Origin of the sequence: Pollutimonas rozaliensis, from assembly GCF_048751585.1 — a bacterium.
Lineage (GTDB): Bacteria > Pseudomonadota > Gammaproteobacteria > Burkholderiales > Burkholderiaceae_B.
Genome location: NZ_JAZHOB010000002.1, coordinates 182,430 through 198,201 on the forward strand (window position 1 = coordinate 182,430; position 15,772 = coordinate 198,201).

Consider the following 15,772-nt stretch of genomic DNA (forward strand, 5'->3'; position numbering starts at 1 on the left):
TCAGCCAAGGCAACACTTCTTGTACTTCTTACCGCTACCGCACGGACATGGGTCGTTGCGACCGACTTTGGTTTTGGCCTTCGCAGTTTTGTGAAGCAGGGCTTTCAAGTTTGACGATTTACTCATGTGCTTCGTTAGCACGTCCATGGCGTCATCTTGCTCCCATGGGAAGTCCAGATTGAGCCCGAAACGTAGCGCCTGATCACTTGGTCGCAGACAGACCCCAAACCAAGTCTGGGCACGTTGGGTGTATTTCCGTGCACGACAGTGCCTTCGAAGCGTCGGACCGGCAATATCAATCGGATCGTTGTTGCAGTGAATGGTGAGGCCGGTGTTGCCACTCCCCAGACCCACCGTGACATCGTGATTCTTGCCGTCAGCGACGCCTTTCCTGGTAAGCAGATCAATCCCTGAACTGATCTCAAGCACAGTGTTCTCGCTGAGTGTCAGCAATGTGAATCCGAGGTCGATAGTTGCGGGGTCAGGTCGGGCTTCGATTGCCTTGACCATGCTCCCTAGCGCCGTCGTACCGAATCGAGTCAAGATACCTTCGGGGGTATCCCTACCAGGGATGCCTTCGCGCCGAACCAACATAGCGAGATCCAGGTCAGCAGAAATATCATCGTCTAGCATGACCATGGTGTGTGTATCGTCCACCCAAAGATTCTGCTTCAGGTGATAGGACAAGATCGTTAGCTCATGCGACGCCAGCAATTTTTCGGTGTATCCCGTTCTACGATCTACATAACTCAAAAAGTGCAGCGGAGAACTGAGCATTTCGGTCATTGCATCAAGGGCGAAAACGTCCATGACGAAGGGAGGTGAAATCGTCTCAGTGGCTGTGAACTTTAGGAATTGACGAGCTTGAATACTCAATGCTGGATAGTGGTCAGATACCAGGCAAACCACATAAATACGCTTGAGATTTTTCGGTAGCGTTATAGGGTTTCCGGCACTATCCTTGAAGACGCACGCTCCTTCCTCAATCGACTTCGAGCAGAGATAGGCTTGGTCGCAGGAGTCTTGAATGCTCTTCTTGAAGTCGTCCTGGAGTTGCAAATCATTGCCTCTTCGTGCTTCAAGCGTCAGGCGTTTAGATTTGGCTTGCAGGACTAGAGCACGGTTGCCAAATAGTACCAATACATCTATTTCAGAGAGCTTGGTGCCCTTCGATTCGTAGATGTCGATGTTGGCAAATACGTTCTCCGCACCAAATACCTGCTGCAACCGTTCAACAGCAAACTGTTCCACGAAAGCACCACGGTTTCGCATCGCTGTACTGATATAGGCCTTGTCAGCACCCATCCAGTAGAACGGCCCTTCATATAGCGCTTCCACGAGGCTGTAGATATGGAACAGCAGAAAATTGCCCTCCGGCATACGGATGAGCGGACTAGCATTAGCAATATTGAAATCGTGTAGGGCCTTGAACTGTTCGTTCTTTTCACCTGATGGGATCGCGAAGGCGGAGAGGACCCTATCGACGGTGATTGGGTCTATGTGCCCGTAGTTAGCGATTTCTTCCACTGAGAACGCATAACCGGGGAGCGAGGTCCACGTTTCTTGGGGTTTTCCATGCATGTCGTGCATGACGGTGGTAGGTTTTTCATCTTGCAATCGGGAAACAGCAAAGACGACATCACGCGCCTCTTGGATCGAGAAGCCTTTATTGGCAATGAGCCATGGATCATCGTTCGCATACTTTACGGTTGAGAAATCGCGGTACTGGAAGCTGTATGCGGACTCGCCACCGTAAAAGATAGGCTCGCGCAACGCAGCGCCGGTTGTGAAAGGATTGAAGCCAGCCTCAGCTACTCTAGTGGGATCAATGCTCTGCCAAAAAGAAGCCGAAATCGCTTGGTGCATTTCCTCCAACAGCGCCTCTGTAGCTCCGATGTACGTTTCCAGGACTGAGGGTGGGGGAAGTGTGTAGTCAATCGGGCTTTTGAGCATTAGCCCGATGAGGGTGGATGTTTCAGTGCGAATCAGTCGGCTTTTCGAGAAAAGATGCCGCATATCCTCGGCCTTCATCTCTCCTGAATACCGGATCAGGTTGTCGCGGGAGCAGAAATAGGCAATGGCATGTGCGTAGCCAGGCGACGAGCAGAGCCGAGCCAACTCGTCAAAAATTTCTTGTTCAGCTCGCACGGTCTTCGTCACACCTGTCTCCCAGGAAACGATGCTGTCGCGTCACACCAGCCATATACCAAAACGCAAGCGCCATCTATTCACAGCGTAGAAATACTGCACTGCTTGTCCGACTTAGTGGCTTCAGACCTTAAGCCGCAAATCCTCTTTCATGGTTGGGCATTCTGCGAGCCACTGCTCACGGCCATAGCAATACCCCCGAAACTCCTGCTCAAGCGTTGTTTTGCCCTGGAGCAGCCGCTCGCCAAGATCAGCCACGACCCTGAGCTGGACCTCATCATGCACCTCTAGCGGCACGACGAGGTGGACGCTCGTAGACCATGACAGACGCTCTCGACGGTAACTGACGGGAACGTCAAAATCAATGCCGTTGGTTCGCATGGTGTTGGTGATGGCATCTACCCTGTCGTAATACGCGCCTATTTCACCCTGTGGTGCTGGCTGTGTGTAGTACACGATCCGTTTGCGCGAACGGCCTGTCTGTTGGTAGTTGGGTATGAAATCTGCCAGGACATCGTGCTTCGGGGGTTCTCCGGCTTGACTCCAAGCCTGATCCAGGATTTCATCTTCGTAGATCATGCGAGGGTGCCGCCAATGCTTTGTATTCCCTTTTCCAAGGGGCAAAAGCCGAGCGACGAAAGTGGCTCGGTTTTTTATTTCTCCGGTCGGTTATCCTCCTTTGTGCTACGGTGTGTGCCCGCGTGGTGAGGTTGTGGCAACTCTTTATAGCGATCAGGCCAGAGCCGCTGTATGTCAGTTCCGACCACCTGGGCAATGTAAAAAGCCACGCGCTGCGAACTGCTTCGGTCATGGATCACATCGTTGGCAACAGCACGACTGACCCCCAGCTTCCGAGCGAGGCTGACCTGCGTATGCCCGACACGCCGTATGCGATAGAGCAGTTCGATAGCGTCCATATGCATGTCGGGATCAAACAGGTTGTGGAAGTTTTGAGTCTATGCAATATAGGAAAAACGTACAAGTCATAGGCTATCGAACAATAAAAATCGATAGCTAATATGAGTTAAATTAACTCATGCACAAAATGTTCTTACCGGATTTTTATATTAAAAATCAATAGCATAGTTTTTCACTGCAGAGCCAGTCTTCATAATGGAGTGGGTCGTGTTTGCTCGTCCCCCATTCATATTTTGAAACCATATGTTTCTTAATGAGTTAGGGCCATCCCCTTCTGAGTTTTTGGTCTCTGGGAAGATGACTCGATTGGCTGCTTGTTTGGCAGGGCGAATGCCTTGACACATACCGCCAAAAAGAAACGGGCTCCGCTGTAGGTATCGGAGCCCGCTCACAAATCTGTACTGCTACAGATTTTTCACTAATTATGAGTATCGACAAGTCTTACACGTCAATATTCCCCGCCTGCAAGGCATGGGACTCGATGAACGCGCGGCGCGGCTCGACGTTGTCGCCCATCAGGGTCGTAAAGACCTCGTCGGCCGCGATGGCGTCCTCGACCCTGACCTGCAACAGGCGGCGCACCGTGGGATCCATGGTGGTTTCCCATAGCTGCTGCGGATTCATTTCACCCAGGCCTTTGTAGCGCTGCTTGCTGATGCTGCGGTCGGCCTCGCCGCGCAGCCACTGCATCGCCTCGCGGAAGTCGGAGATGTATTTCTCCTTGCGCTTGTCGCCCTCGCCGCGGGCCACCAAAGCACCCACGCCCATAAGTCCCGTGAAAGTCTGGGCCGCTTTGGCCAGGGCCATGTAGTCGGCGCCGCGCACGAAAGTGCGATCAAAGACGCTGACCCGCACATTGCCATGATGCATGCGGCTAAGGATCAGTCGCCAGGAGTTCTGCTCTTCGTTCTCATCGACGGCCACGCTGACACCGTTGGGCACCGACGGATCGTAGATGGCATCCTGCAAGCGCTTGGCCGACGCGGCGGCCTGCTCGGCATCGTCCAGATTGATCTCGACCCCTTCAGCCATGGCCGATAGCGCCGCCATGTCGGTATAGCGGGACAGGCGGTTGATCACGGCATCGGCGGCAATGTACTGGCGCGCCAATTCGGCCAGCGCATCGCCACTGATGGGCTCGGCGCCTTCCTTCACCACCAGCGAGGCATCCTTCAATGCCACCTGCAGCATGAATTGCGCTTCTTCGGCATCGTCCTTCAGATAGCGTTCTTCGCGCCCGACCTTCACCTTGTACAGGGGCGGCTGGGCAATGTACACGTAGCCGCGCGCGACCAGTTCCGGCATCTGCCTGTAGAACAGGGTCAGCAGCAAGGTACGGATGTGCGCGCCGTCGACGTCGGCGTCGGTCATGATGATGATGCGGTGATAGCGCAGCTTGTCGATATTGAAGTCAGGGCCGATGCTGGTGCCCAGCGCCGTAATCAAGGTGGTGATCTGCTCGCTGGATATCAGGCGGTCGAAGCGCGCTTTTTCAACGTTAAGGACCTTACCGCGCAAAGGCAGGATGGCCTGGAACTTGCGATCGCGGCCCTGCTTGGCGGAACCGCCTGCCGAGTCGCCCTCGACAATGTAGATTTCGCTAAGGGCGGGGTCTTTTTCCTGGCAATCGGCCAGCTTGCCCGGCAGGCCGGCGCCTTCCAGGACGCTCTTGCGGCGCGTCATTTCGCGGGCCTTGCGGGCGGCATCGCGCGCACGGGCGGCTTCCACGATCTTGTTGCACAAGGCCTTGGCGTCGTTGGGGTTCTCAAGCAGCCAGGTTTCCAGGGTACGGGCCACGGCTTCTTCCACCGCGGGGCGAACCTCGCTGGACACCAGCTTGTCCTTGGTCTGGCTGCTGAACTTGGGTTCGGGCACCTTGACCGACAAGACGCAGGCCAGGCCTTCGCGCATATCGTCGCCGGTGGTGTCGACCTTGGCCTTCTTGGCCATCTCGTTGTCGGCGATGTATTTATTCAATACCCGCGTCATGGCGGCGCGCAGGCCGGTCAGGTGGGTGCCGCCGTCGCGCTGCGGAATATTATTGGTAAAGCACAGCACCGTTTCGGTATAGCTGTCGTTCCATTGCATGGCCACGTCGACGCCGATGTCGGTATCGCCCACGGTGGATTGCGTGCTTACCGAAAACACATTGCCGTGCAGCACGGTCTTGCTGCGATTGATGTATTCGACAAAGCCTTTTACGCCGCCCAGGAAGGCAAAGTTTTCTTCTTTGCCGCTGCGTTCGTCCAGCAGGCGGATCTTGACGCCATTGTTCAGGAAGGACAATTCGCGCAGGCGCTTGGCAAGGATTTCGTAGTGATATTCGATGTTTTCGAAGATCTGGCCGTCCGCCAGGAATTGCACCCGGGTACCGGTGGCGTCGGAGTCGCCCGTGACGGCCAGCGGCTCGACGCGCTCGCCGCGGCGGAACTCCATCTCGTGAACATGGCCGTTGCGCGAAATGGTCAGCCGCAGCCATTCGGACAATGCGTTCACGCAGGATACGCCCACCCCGTGCAGGCCGCCCGAAACCTTGTACGAATTATGGTCGAACTTGCCGCCGGCATGCAGCTCGGTCATCACGATCTCGGCCGCGCTGCGATGGAACTCGTCGTCCTTGTGGATGGCGGTGGGTATGCCCCGCCCATTGTCGCTGACCGATATGCTGTTGTCGGCATGGATGGTTACGACGATATCGTCGCAATAACCCGCCAATGCTTCGTCGATCGCATTGTCGACGACCTCGAAAACCATGTGATGAAGGCCTGTTCCGTCGGACGTGTCGCCAATGTACATGCCCGGGCGCTTGCGAACAGCCTCGAGCCCTTTGAGCATCTTGATGGAATCGGCGCCATATCCGGCTGCGGCGGCGGCATTCGTGGTTTGATCTGACATAGTTTATGAAAACCTTATATAAGCCTTGCGGCTATTGAAACGCCCCGGGCCCGGCGGCCCGAACGCTTCCTGCGACATTGGACTCGTGGGACTTAAATGCGCATTGGCATGACAACGTATTTGAACTGATCGTCTTCGGGGGACGTGATCAGCGCCGATGCATTGACATCGGGCTGGACCGACCATTGGATGGTATCGGTCTTGACGTTGGCCAGGACATCGAGCAGATAGCTGACGTTGAAGCCGACATCCAGGGGCTCGTGGCTGTAATCGATATCGATTTCTTCCTGAGCCTCTTCCTGCTCCGCGTTCGAAGAGGAAATCTTGAGCTGGTTGTCGGACAGCTGCAGGCGTACGCCTTTGAGCTTGTCGGTGGTAAGGATGGCCGCGCGCTGCAGGCTGCCCTGCAAGGTTTCGCGGCCAATGGAAAAGTGACGGGTATAGTTGCTGGGAATGACGCGGGTGAAATCCGGAAACTTGCCCTCGACCAGCTTGGACACAAGTTCGACATCGCCGAAGCGGAAACGTATCTGGCCGGTCGCGACGTCGATGGACACGGGTTCTTCGGTATCGCCAAGCAGCCTTTGCATTTCGAGCACGGTTTTGCGCGGCACTATGACATCGTGCTTGCCTTCTATGCCTTCGACCACCGTGCCGCTATGGGCAAGACGGTGGCCATCGGTGGCCACCGCGCGGACAAAGCCCGGCTCGAACACGAACAACAAACCGTTCAGGTAATAGCGGATGTCCTGTTGCGCCATGGCGAAATGCACCATGTTGAACAAATGCTTGAGCGTTTTTTGCGGGAGGGAAAAAGACACATCCCATTTTTCCGGCTGGGCCAGCGTGGGAAACTCGGCGGCGCCCATGGTCTGCAATGCAAAACGACTTTTTCCGGCTTGCACAGACAGCTTGCCGCTGGTCTGGCCAAGCTTGATATCGCCGGTGTCCGGCAAAGCGCGCAGGATATCGAGCAGCTTGCGGGCAGCCACGGTCGTGGACTCGGCGGCATCGCCAATGCCGAACTCGGCATGCGTCGTGATCTGGACTTCGAGGTCGGTGGCGATGAACGCCACATTCTTGCCTTCTTTACGCAAAAGAATATTTGCCAGGATGGGCAATGTATTCCTTCTTTCGACAATCCCAGCTACCGTCGATAGTGGCTTGAGCAATGCATCACGAGTCGCTTGTACGAGTTGCATGGTTATCCTTTTAAGGTTTGTTCTAGTACGTGAAGAGCGTGGTTGAGTTCGGTCTGCTTGGACCTTGCATCGGCAATTTTTCGCACTGCGTGCAGTACGGTCGTGTGATCCCGCCCACCGAACAAATCGCCAATTTCAGGCAGGCTCTTTTGCGTCAGTTCCTTGGCCAGGTACATGGCCACCTGACGCGGCATGGCAATGTTGGCGGGCCGGCGCTTGGAATACATGTCGGCCACCTTGATCTTGTAGAAATCGGCCACCGTCTTTTGTATGTTCTCGACCGTGATCTGCCCGTTCGATACCGACAGCAGGTCTTTGAGGGCGTCTTTGCAAACATCGACGGTAAGCACCTCGCGGCCATGGAAGCGCGCGTAGGCCGACACCTTGCGCAGGGCGCCTTCCAGTTCGCGCACATTGCTGCGCAGGTGCTTGGCGATGAAGAAAGCGACTTCCTCGGGCATGGTCACGCCTTCGCTGTCGGCCTTGTGCAACAGGATGGCGACGCGCATCTCCAGTTCGGGCGGCTCGATGGCCACGGTCAGGCCCGAATCGAAGCGGGAAATCAGGCGGCTGTCTATATTGGCCAATTCCTTGGGGTAGGTATCGGACGTGATGATGATTTGCTTGCGCTGGGCGACCATGGCCTCGAACGCATAGAAGAACTCTTCCTGGGTACGGTTCTTGCCTGCGAAAAACTGGATATCGTCGATCAGCAGGAGATCCAGCGAATGGTAGTAGCGCTTGAATTCGTCAAAGGCCTTGCGCTGATATGCCTTGACCACATCGGAGACATACTGGTCGGCATGCACGTAGCGGATGCGCGTACCCTTGCCGTTGGCCAGCAAGGCGTTGCCGATGGCATGAATAAGGTGGGTCTTGCCCAGGCCCACGCCGCCATACAGGAACAGCGGGTTGTAGGATACGCCTGGATTCTCGGCCACTTGCAATGCGGCGGCGCGTGCCAGCTGGTTGGCCTTGCCGGTGACGAAGTTATCGAAGGTAAGGTCGGTGTTCAGGCGCGAGCGATCGTGTACGAGCTCCGCGGCCGCGGCGGCGGCGGATGCCTGGGGGGCTTGCGAAGGCGCGGCCACATTGAGGCTGGAGGCGCTGGCAGGCGCCAGGCCGACGGATCGGGGTGCTGGCGGCACCGGCGCCGAACGGGGCGCCCCCGAGGCACTGGCCAATTCGAAAGCCACCTGCACAGGCCGCTCGTACCATTCTGTGGCCAGCGTTTCGATCTGGTGCGAAAAATTCTTGCGCACCCAGTCCAGCTTGAAGCGGTTGGGCGCGGAAACGCGCAGCACCGCTTGCGTCTCGTCGAACGCAAGCGGAACCAAGGGGCGTATCCAGGCGCTAATCTGCTGCGGAGGTAGGTCCTGCTCCAGTCGCTGGACGCAAGTCTGCCAAAAATCTTTCATGTCCACCACTTCTGTAAACCTCGATTCTACCCTGTCGCGGCGGTAGTTATCCACAAGGTAAGGCAAGAACAACCCTTAGTAATAGCGCTAACCATTTGACTAAACTATCAAAATTTGATGAAATGGCGGGCTCACTACCAAATTTTTAACCCCAAGGCTTGGCTAGTGCTTGGCAATAGCCCGACCCATCGGGCAAGCCGCCGTCGGTAAAACACAAAGCGACACAACGCTGTCGAGCTCGTCGACGGCACTCCAAGTCCTTGGCAGCTCTTTTATTTTGGATTTTCCATGAAACGCACTTTCCAGCCCTCAGTTACCCGCCGCAAGCGCACCCACGGTTTTCGCGTACGCATGAAAACCCGCGGTGGCCGTGCCGTCATCAATGCACGCCGCGCAAAAGGCCGTAAGCAGCTGGCCGTTTAAGCCTGCCGCTTAAAGCGCCGGCTGGCAAGCCCATGGCTGGTGCGACAGCATCCATTCGAGCCACGTTTCCCGCCTGCGCTCGTTTACACAGCCCCTCGGAATACGCGTCGGCCCTAAAGGGTAAACGTCTTGCCAGAGGGGCGTTGTTCGTTGTAATGACGCCACGCCGTTCCCAGGACCAGGAACCACATGGATACGCCCGGCTGGGACTCATCATCGCCAAGCGCTTTGCCGCGAAGGCGGTTGTCCGCAATGCCATAAAAAGGGTTATCCGGGAGGCTTTCCGGCAAAAACGGGGCGATTTGCCTGCTTGCGATCTGGTTTTCAGGCTCCATACTAAAATACAGCCGGCAAGCCTGACGGAACTTAAAAAGCAGGTGCGCGTCGAAGCGGATGCCTTGCTTAAGCAGGCTCTGCGATGATCAAGTCTTTACTTATCGCTCCCATCCGGTTTTACCGCTATTTTTTAAGTCCCTGGATTGGCAGGAGCTGTAGATTCACCCCTACCTGCTCCCTCTATGCAATAGAAGCCATCGAGAAACATGGGGCGCTGAAAGGCTTTTGGTTGGCGTCGCGCCGTATCGGCCGGTGTCATCCCTGGTGTGCGGGAGGATACGATCCGGTGCCAGCCCCCGATCACAAGCATCGCTGAATCCCGCTTGCCTCGAACGTCCGGCTTTGTAGTTTTCTTGCATTATTCTTCGCTCATCTTAGATTCAGCTGAGCTACGTTAAACTGTTGAGCTTTTGTTCAGCTTTAACTCAAAAACAGGCGCTATGGATATCCGACGCACCGTCCTCTGGATGATTTTCTCCCTTTCGCTCTTGCTGCTCTGGAACAACTGGCAAGTGCATAACGGTAAACCCTCGCTCTTCGGAACGAGCTCTACCGCTACGCAGACAGCGGCTCCCGCGCAAGCGCCAGGCGCCGCCGCCGATCCTAGCGTCCCGTCCGCCGCGCCTGCCGCGGCAACGACACCCGCCGCCGACAACACGGTACCGGGCAGCGGTGCGCAAGCGCCTGTCAATTCGTCCGAAAAGGTCCAGGTCAAGACAGATGTCTACAACCTTACCTTCGACACCCAGGGCGCCCAGCTCGTCAAGGCGGAACTGGTCAAGTACACGGCCCCGGGCTCCAAGGACGAGCCCATGGTCCTGCTCGACAATTCCGCCCATTCCGTATACTTGGCGCAGACAGGCATCGTCGGAGCTCCCTCCGGCCAAAGCTATCCCACCCACCTGACGCCTTTCAGGCTGGTTTCCACAGACACGGTCCTGAACGGCGAAACGCTGAAGGTCGTGTTCGAAGCGGAAAGCGATGGCGTCAAGGTCGTAAAGACCTATACCTTGCACAAGGGCCGCTACGACATTGGCGTGCAGCATGATGTCTATAACGTGGGCACGGCCCCTATAACGCCCTCCCTGTACCTGCAATTGGCGCGCGACGGCAACGATCCCTCCGACACCTCTTCCTTCTACAGCACGTTCACAGGCCCCGCCCTGTATTCGGCCGGAGAAAAATTCCAGAAGATCACCTTCTCGGATATCGACAAGGGCAAGTCGGGCTACGTCAAACAAGCGGATAACGGCTGGATCGGCATGGTGCAGCACTACTTCGCATCCGCCTGGGTACCGCCCGAGGGCAAGGTCCGCCACAACGAGGCCTTGCGCCTGTCCAACAATCTGTATGCGATCCGCTCCATCGAAAGCGTGGGCAACATTCAGCCCGGCGAACACATCGCCGTCGACTCGAATCTTTGGGTCGGCCCGCAAGACCAAAAAGCCATGAGCGAACTGGCTCCCGGCCTGGAATTGGTGGTCGACTACGGCTGGCTTACCATCATCGCCAAGCCTTTGTTCAAGGTCATGACCTGGCTGCATGCCATGCTGGGCAACTGGGGCTGGACCATCGTGGTGCTGACACTGCTGATCAAACTGGTCTTTTACCCGCTGTCCGCCGCCAGCTATCGTTCCATGGCCAAGATGAAGCAGGTAACGCCGCGCATGCAGGCCCTGCGTGAAAAATTCGGCGACGACAAGGCCAAGCTGAACGCGGCCATGATGGAAATGTACCGTACCGAGAAAATCAATCCACTGGGTGGCTGCCTGCCCATGGTGGTGCAGATACCGGTGTTCATTTCCCTGTACTGGGTGCTGCTGGGCAGCGTTGAAATGCGAGGCGCCCCCTGGATACTCTGGATTCACGACCTGTCGGTGCGCGATCCCTGGTTCATACTGCCTGCTTTCATGATGGCGACCATGTTCCTGCAGATCAAGCTGAATCCCACGCCCCCCGATCCCACGCAGGCCAAGATCATGATGATCATGCCTTTGGTCTTCGGCGGCATGATGTTCTTCTTCCCCGCCGGCCTGGTCCTGTACTGGTGCGTTAACAACGCCGTGTCGATTGCCCAGCAGCGCTACATCATGCATAAGCTGGATAAGGAAACCGCGGCTGCCGCGCGGTAACGGGCCAACAGGCCCATGTCATGCAACCCGCATCACTCGATGCGGGTTTTTGCCGCCTGGACCATGCATGTGGACAGCTTGTCGAAGTGGCGCAACGCCGCCGACGTCAGCGCAACGCGCTTGCGCCTGGCGTCCTCTGTATCGGCAAGCTCTATCCATCCCTTCTTGCGCATCGACTTAAGCCGGCCATGAATGGTAGCCGGTGAGCCCAGGCTGTCTATCGCCATGATGTCGCGTACCGACAGGCGACTGGCCTCTTGCGCCTTGCGGGCCACCAAGGAAAGAATCCGCTCCTCCAGCGGATCCAGCGAGGGAAGCCCCCGCAAAGCCTCGGCCAAACTCAGGAAACGCAAATAGATATCGGCCGGGCGTGTATTTTCGTTCATGTGCTTAATATCGTGGTAAACCTTTGCAATAGTCGCCGCCGGACATGAGTCAATGAAACAACAAGCTGCCCTATTCCTATGCATGATTGTCGGCACGGCGGCGATCTACTTGCTCGTGCTGGCTCTGAATGAGCTGGCATTCACAGGCTCGGAATATACTCGGGGGATCAATTGGATATATCTTCCCGCCGGAGTGCGCTTGCTATGCACCCTGCTGTTCGGAGGCGCCGGTGCGCTGGGCATATTGATCGCGTCCTGGCTTGCCTGCGTCTATTATTATTTCCCCGGTGATTTTATCAGGGCGGCGGCAGGCTCGGCCATATCGGCGGGGGGCCCCTATCTCATTTATTTGCTGGCCCGCCGGGTTTTCCTTCTACAGGCGTCGCTGTCCAACCTGACCTCGGCACGGCTGCTGATTTGTGCCGCAGCCTGCGCAACGATCAATGCCTTGCTCCACCACTTATGGTTTCTGTTTTGGGGGCCGGCGGACAATTGGGAACAAGTCTTGGTGATGCTCGCGGGCGATTTGGCGGGCATTCTCGTTGTTCTATACGCCATGAAGCTGGCCGCGAACCATCTAAGCGGCCGCGTCAAGTCCGCAAGCCGGAACCGGAACGGGCGATAAACGTATCGTACGCTTGCAAGGCGGCATCGAGCCGCGCGTGCATGGCTTCTATCGACCGGCCCAGGTCGCCATTGACCCGATCCAGCAGTTGCCTCATGTTGGCCATCATCGCCGCCAGCGCATTTCGTTCGTCGGGGGAATACAGCCTCATGCCCGCGGTACCCAGAACGCCGGCATTGCGCTCGACCTTGACGGTTATATCGGCCCACATCTCGCACTGCCGTTCCATATGAAGGCGCAGCTCTGGGCTCCAGGGTCCTTCATCGGAGATTCCGGACGAATCAGCCCCTTTAAATAACGCGTCCTCGGCATCATTGCTGTGCTGTCCCACTGCTGTTCCTTATCGGGGGTTCGCATTGTTATAAATTATATAACAAAATGAAACACGGTCGTTCGCCTGACAACCGCGCAGCGTTAAAAGAGATGGGACAGATGTTTCCTGGCGGATATATCATGATGTCCAAAGGGCAAAGTCGCGGATCGCCCTTCGCGGCCAACAGGAGACAGCAAAGTGAAGAAATTCGAATTCCGCACGGTCCCGTGCATCATTGTCGAAGCCGGGATTACAGATAATCTTGGTCCGCTGCTGCGCGAACACTATCCACACACCCGCCTATGTCTGGTCACCGACCACTATCTGCATCACAGCGGCTTGCTGGACAAGGCGCTGGCCAGCCTGCGCGCGGCCGGCTGGCAGACCCATGTCATCGATGACGTCATTGCCGACCCCCCGGAGCATATCGTCCTGGAAGCCGCCGAGCTTGCCCGTAAATCCGGCGCCGAAGTCATTGTCGGCCTTGGCGGCGGGTCGTCCATGGATGTCGCCAAGCTGCTGTCCGTATTGCTGGGCGGCGACCAGGCGCTGACCGAAATGTACGGCATAGGCAATGTGCGGGGCAATCGTCTGCCGCTGGTGCAGATTCCCACCACCGCGGGCACCGGATCCGAGGTTACCCCCGTATCCATCGTTACCACCGGCGAAACAACCAAATCGGGCGTCGTTTCGCCCACGCTGTATGCCGACATGGCCATACTGGATGCTCGTCTTACCTTGGGGCTGCCCGCCAAGGCCACCGCCGCCACCGGCATCGATGCCATGGTCCACGCCATCGAGGCCTACACCAGCAAGCATCTTAAAAATCCGGTGTCGGACATGTTGGCCCTGCAAGCGCTGAAATTATTATCCGGCAACTTGCTGCGCGCCTGCGGCGACGGACGAGACCTGGCCGCGCGTGAAGCCATGCTTCTTGGCGCCATGCTGGCTGGCCAGGCGTTCGCCAATTCTCCCGTCGCGGCCGTCCATGCCCTGGCCTATCCAATAGGCGGCATTTTCCATGTGCCGCACGGCTTGTCCAACTCCCTGGTTCTGCCGCATGTGTTGCGCTTCAACGCACCCAATGCCGCCGCACTGTATGCACAGCTGGCTGAACTTATCGTACCGGACTGCGCGGGCAGCGATGAGGCTAAAACCGATTCCTTCATCATTCATCTGGAAAACCTCACGCAGGCCACCGGCATAGAGCGCACCTTACGCGAAGTGGGCGTCAAGCAGACGGATTTGCGCCATATGGCGCGGGAAGGCATGAAGCAGACTCGCTTGCTTGGCAATAACCCGCGGGATGTCCTGGAAGAAGATGCTTATGCAATTTACGCCGCCGCATTCTAATGAACCAGAGGCGACAAACAGCAGCCATGAACCACAAATAGTAAATAACTATTAACACAAGACAATCAATCAATTTTACTATTTCCCTGTCTGCCGGTAGACTCCTTCAAAGCATCCAGTGCCACAGGGCGCGCGTGCTCAGCCTATGTCATTTTTTCCAAGGGGGCTCCAATGAAAAAACTTACTACCGCCGCCGGCGCGCCAGTCGTCGATAATCAAAACATCCAGACAGCGGGACCGCGCGGACCCGCCTTGCTTCAAGACGTCTGGCTTCTGGAAAAACTGGCGCATTTCGATCGCGAAGTCATCCCTGAACGCCGCATGCACGCCAAAGGGGCCGGCGCTTACGGCACCTTTACCGTTACCCACGACATTACCCAATACACACGGGCCAGGATCTTTTCCGAAATCGGCAAGCAAACGCCGATGTTCGCCCGCTTTTCGACCGTGGCCGGCGAGCGAGGAGCCGCCGACGCGGAACGCGACATCCGCGGCATCGCCATGAAGTTCTATACCGAAGAGGGCAACTGGGATCTGGTCGGCAACAACACCCCCGTATTCTTCTTTCGCGATCCTTTGAAGTTTCCCGACCTGAATCACGCGGTAAAGCGGGATCCCAGGACCGGCATGCGCAGCGCGCAGAACAACTGGGAATTCTGGACCGGCCTGCCCGAGGCATTGCACCAAGTCACCATCGTCATGAGCGATCGCGGCATTCCCGCTGGCTTTCGCAACATGCACCTGTTCGGCAGCCATACATTCAGCTTCATCAATGCCCAGAACGAACGCTTCTGGGTCAAATTCCATTTCAAGACGCAGCAAGGCATCAAGAACCTGACCGACGCCCAAGCGTGTGAACTGGTCGGCAAAGACCGTGAAAGCTCTCAGCGCGACCTGTTCGAAGCCATCGAAAGCAAGGATTTCCCGCGCTGGACCGTGTATGTCCAGATCATGCCGGAAAAAGACGCAAGCAGCTATCATCTGAACCCCTTCGACCTGACCAAGGTCTGGCCCAAGGGCGACTATCCGTTGATTGAAGTCGGGACGATGGAATTGAACCGCAATCCCGAGAACTTCTTTGCTGAAGTCGAGCAAGCCGCGTTTACACCTGCCAACGTCGTTCCCGGCATCAGCTTCTCGCCCGATCGGATGCTGCAGGCCAGGCTGTTCTCCTACGGCGACGCGCAGCGCTATCGCCTGGGCGTCAACCATCACCAGATTCCCGTCAACGCGCCGAAATGCCCCTTCCACAGCTATCACCGCGATGGCGCGATGCGGGTCGACGGCAACCATGGCGGCATTACCGGAAACGAGCCCAATACCCAGGGGGAATGGCAAGAGCAGCCCGACTACCGCGAACCGCCCCTGTCCATTGAAGGCGCGGCCGATCACTGGAACCACCGGGAAGACACCGACTACTTCTCGCAGCCGGGCAACCTGTTCCGCCTGATGAACGATCAGCAAAAACAGGCCTTGTTCGAGAACACCGCTCGCGCCATTGCCGGCGTATCCAAAGACGTCCAGGAACGCCATATCCAGCATTGCACCCAAGCCGACCCGGCCTACGGCGCAGGGGTGGCTGCCGCAATCAAGGCATTGGGCTGATAAAGCCGTGGCACCGGC

15 protein-coding genes are annotated in these 15,772 nt (G+C 56.9%); 7 read left to right on the forward strand and 8 right to left on the reverse strand.

Features of this window, described 5'->3' with window-relative positions:
* From V0R37_RS04075 to dnaA, 6 genes are all read right to left on the reverse strand, one after another.
* Positions 1-2,160 carry a nuclease-related domain-containing protein gene (locus tag V0R37_RS04075; RefSeq protein ID WP_420373295.1) on the reverse strand — a complete coding sequence of 720 codons (2,160 nt, stop codon included), beginning with the start codon at positions 2,158-2,160 and terminating at the stop codon, positions 1-3.
* Between the two features lie 111 nt (positions 2,161-2,271).
* The gene (locus V0R37_RS04080) at positions 2,272-2,727 is read right to left on the reverse strand and encodes a hypothetical protein (protein ID WP_420373296.1); all 456 of its coding nucleotides are present in this window, start codon (positions 2,725-2,727) and stop codon (positions 2,272-2,274) included.
* Between the two features lie 74 nt (positions 2,728-2,801).
* Positions 2,802-3,071: a helix-turn-helix domain-containing protein gene (locus V0R37_RS04085; RefSeq protein ID WP_420373297.1), complete on the reverse strand. Its 270-nt coding sequence runs from the start codon at positions 3,069-3,071 to the stop codon at positions 2,802-2,804.
* Positions 3,072-3,507: 436 nt separating this feature from the next.
* Positions 3,508-5,961, reverse strand: coding sequence for a DNA topoisomerase (ATP-hydrolyzing) subunit B (gene gyrB / locus V0R37_RS04090; RefSeq protein ID WP_420373298.1), 2,454 nt, complete (start codon positions 5,959-5,961; stop codon positions 3,508-3,510).
* Between the two features lie 92 nt (positions 5,962-6,053).
* Positions 6,054-7,163, reverse strand: a complete 1,110-nt coding sequence (gene dnaN, locus V0R37_RS04095) for a DNA polymerase III subunit beta (RefSeq protein WP_420373299.1) — start codon at positions 7,161-7,163, stop codon at positions 6,054-6,056.
* A gap of 2 nt (positions 7,164-7,165) precedes the next feature.
* Positions 7,166-8,581, reverse strand: coding sequence for a chromosomal replication initiator protein DnaA (gene dnaA, locus V0R37_RS04100; RefSeq protein WP_420373300.1), 1,416 nt, complete (start codon positions 8,579-8,581; stop codon positions 7,166-7,168).
* A gap of 288 nt (positions 8,582-8,869) precedes the next feature.
* On the opposite strand from dnaA, the gene rpmH reads away from it, so the two are divergent.
* The 4 genes from rpmH to yidC all read left to right on the forward strand — a co-directional run bounded on the left by rpmH (position 8,870) and on the right by yidC (position 11,472).
* Positions 8,870-9,004 carry a 50S ribosomal protein L34 gene (gene rpmH, locus V0R37_RS04105; RefSeq protein ID WP_128355903.1) on the forward strand — a complete coding sequence of 45 codons (135 nt, stop codon included), beginning with the start codon at positions 8,870-8,872 and terminating at the stop codon, positions 9,002-9,004.
* A gap of 32 nt (positions 9,005-9,036) precedes the next feature.
* Positions 9,037-9,426 (forward strand): ribonuclease P protein component, encoded by a 390-nt coding sequence (gene rnpA / locus V0R37_RS04110; protein WP_420373301.1) that lies wholly within the window; start codon positions 9,037-9,039, stop codon positions 9,424-9,426.
* Entirely contained in the window at positions 9,423-9,656 is a 234-nt protein-coding gene (gene yidD / locus V0R37_RS04115) for a membrane protein insertion efficiency factor YidD (RefSeq protein WP_420373302.1), read from the forward strand. The genes rnpA and yidD overlap by 4 nt, the downstream gene beginning before the upstream one ends.
* A gap of 124 nt (positions 9,657-9,780) precedes the next feature.
* Entirely contained in the window at positions 9,781-11,472 is a 1,692-nt protein-coding gene (gene yidC, locus V0R37_RS04120) for a membrane protein insertase YidC (protein ID WP_420373303.1), read from the forward strand.
* 32 nt (positions 11,473-11,504) lie between these two features.
* Here the strand turns inward: yidC and V0R37_RS04125 are convergent, their stop codons facing one another.
* Positions 11,505-11,858, reverse strand: coding sequence for a winged helix-turn-helix domain-containing protein (locus tag V0R37_RS04125; RefSeq protein WP_420373304.1), 354 nt, complete (start codon positions 11,856-11,858; stop codon positions 11,505-11,507).
* Between the two features lie 52 nt (positions 11,859-11,910).
* On the opposite strand from V0R37_RS04125, the gene V0R37_RS04130 reads away from it, so the two are divergent.
* Positions 11,911-12,483 (forward strand): hypothetical protein, encoded by a 573-nt coding sequence (locus tag V0R37_RS04130; protein WP_420373305.1) that lies wholly within the window; start codon positions 11,911-11,913, stop codon positions 12,481-12,483.
* On the opposite strand, the gene V0R37_RS04135 is transcribed toward V0R37_RS04130, so the two are convergent.
* Positions 12,449-12,814, reverse strand: a complete 366-nt coding sequence (locus tag V0R37_RS04135; RefSeq protein ID WP_420373306.1) for a hypothetical protein — start codon at positions 12,812-12,814, stop codon at positions 12,449-12,451. The two genes, V0R37_RS04130 and V0R37_RS04135, sit on opposite strands and share 35 nt — an antisense overlap.
* Before the next feature lie 180 nt (positions 12,815-12,994).
* Between V0R37_RS04135 and V0R37_RS04140 the strand changes: the two genes are divergently transcribed.
* Positions 12,995-14,149 (forward strand): iron-containing alcohol dehydrogenase, encoded by a 1,155-nt coding sequence (locus tag V0R37_RS04140; RefSeq protein ID WP_420373307.1) that lies wholly within the window; start codon positions 12,995-12,997, stop codon positions 14,147-14,149.
* Positions 14,150-14,320: 171 nt separating this feature from the next.
* Positions 14,321-15,754 carry a catalase gene (locus tag V0R37_RS04145; RefSeq protein WP_420373308.1) on the forward strand — a complete coding sequence of 478 codons (1,434 nt, stop codon included), beginning with the start codon at positions 14,321-14,323 and terminating at the stop codon, positions 15,752-15,754.
* Positions 15,755-15,772 lie beyond the last annotated feature (18 nt).

Bases quoted from the DNA above. Each gene is read 5' to 3' on its own strand.
- V0R37_RS04080 (WP_420373296.1), bottom strand. From the start codon at position 2,727: ATGATCTACGAAGATGAAATCCTGGATCAGGCTTGGAGTCAAGCCGGA.
- V0R37_RS04085 (WP_420373297.1), bottom strand. From the start codon at position 3,071: ATGCATATGGACGCTATCGAACTGCTCTATCGCATACGGCGTGTCGGG.
- gyrB (WP_420373298.1), bottom strand. From the start codon at position 5,961: ATGTCAGATCAAACCACGAATGCCGCCGCCGCAGCCGGATATGGCGCC.
- dnaN (WP_420373299.1), bottom strand. From the start codon at position 7,163: ATGCAACTCGTACAAGCGACTCGTGATGCATTGCTCAAGCCACTATCG.
- dnaA (WP_420373300.1), bottom strand. From the start codon at position 8,581: ATGAAAGATTTTTGGCAGACTTGCGTCCAGCGACTGGAGCAGGACCTA.
- rpmH (WP_128355903.1), top strand. From the start codon at position 8,870: ATGAAACGCACTTTCCAGCCCTCAGTTACCCGCCGCAAGCGCACCCAC.
- rnpA (WP_420373301.1), top strand. From the start codon at position 9,037: ATGGCTGGTGCGACAGCATCCATTCGAGCCACGTTTCCCGCCTGCGCT.
- yidD (WP_420373302.1), top strand. From the start codon at position 9,423: ATGATCAAGTCTTTACTTATCGCTCCCATCCGGTTTTACCGCTATTTT.
- yidC (WP_420373303.1), top strand. From the start codon at position 9,781: ATGGATATCCGACGCACCGTCCTCTGGATGATTTTCTCCCTTTCGCTC.
- V0R37_RS04125 (WP_420373304.1), bottom strand. From the start codon at position 11,858: ATGAACGAAAATACACGCCCGGCCGATATCTATTTGCGTTTCCTGAGT.
- V0R37_RS04130 (WP_420373305.1), top strand. From the start codon at position 11,911: ATGAAACAACAAGCTGCCCTATTCCTATGCATGATTGTCGGCACGGCG.
- V0R37_RS04145 (WP_420373308.1), top strand. From the start codon at position 14,321: ATGAAAAAACTTACTACCGCCGCCGGCGCGCCAGTCGTCGATAATCAA.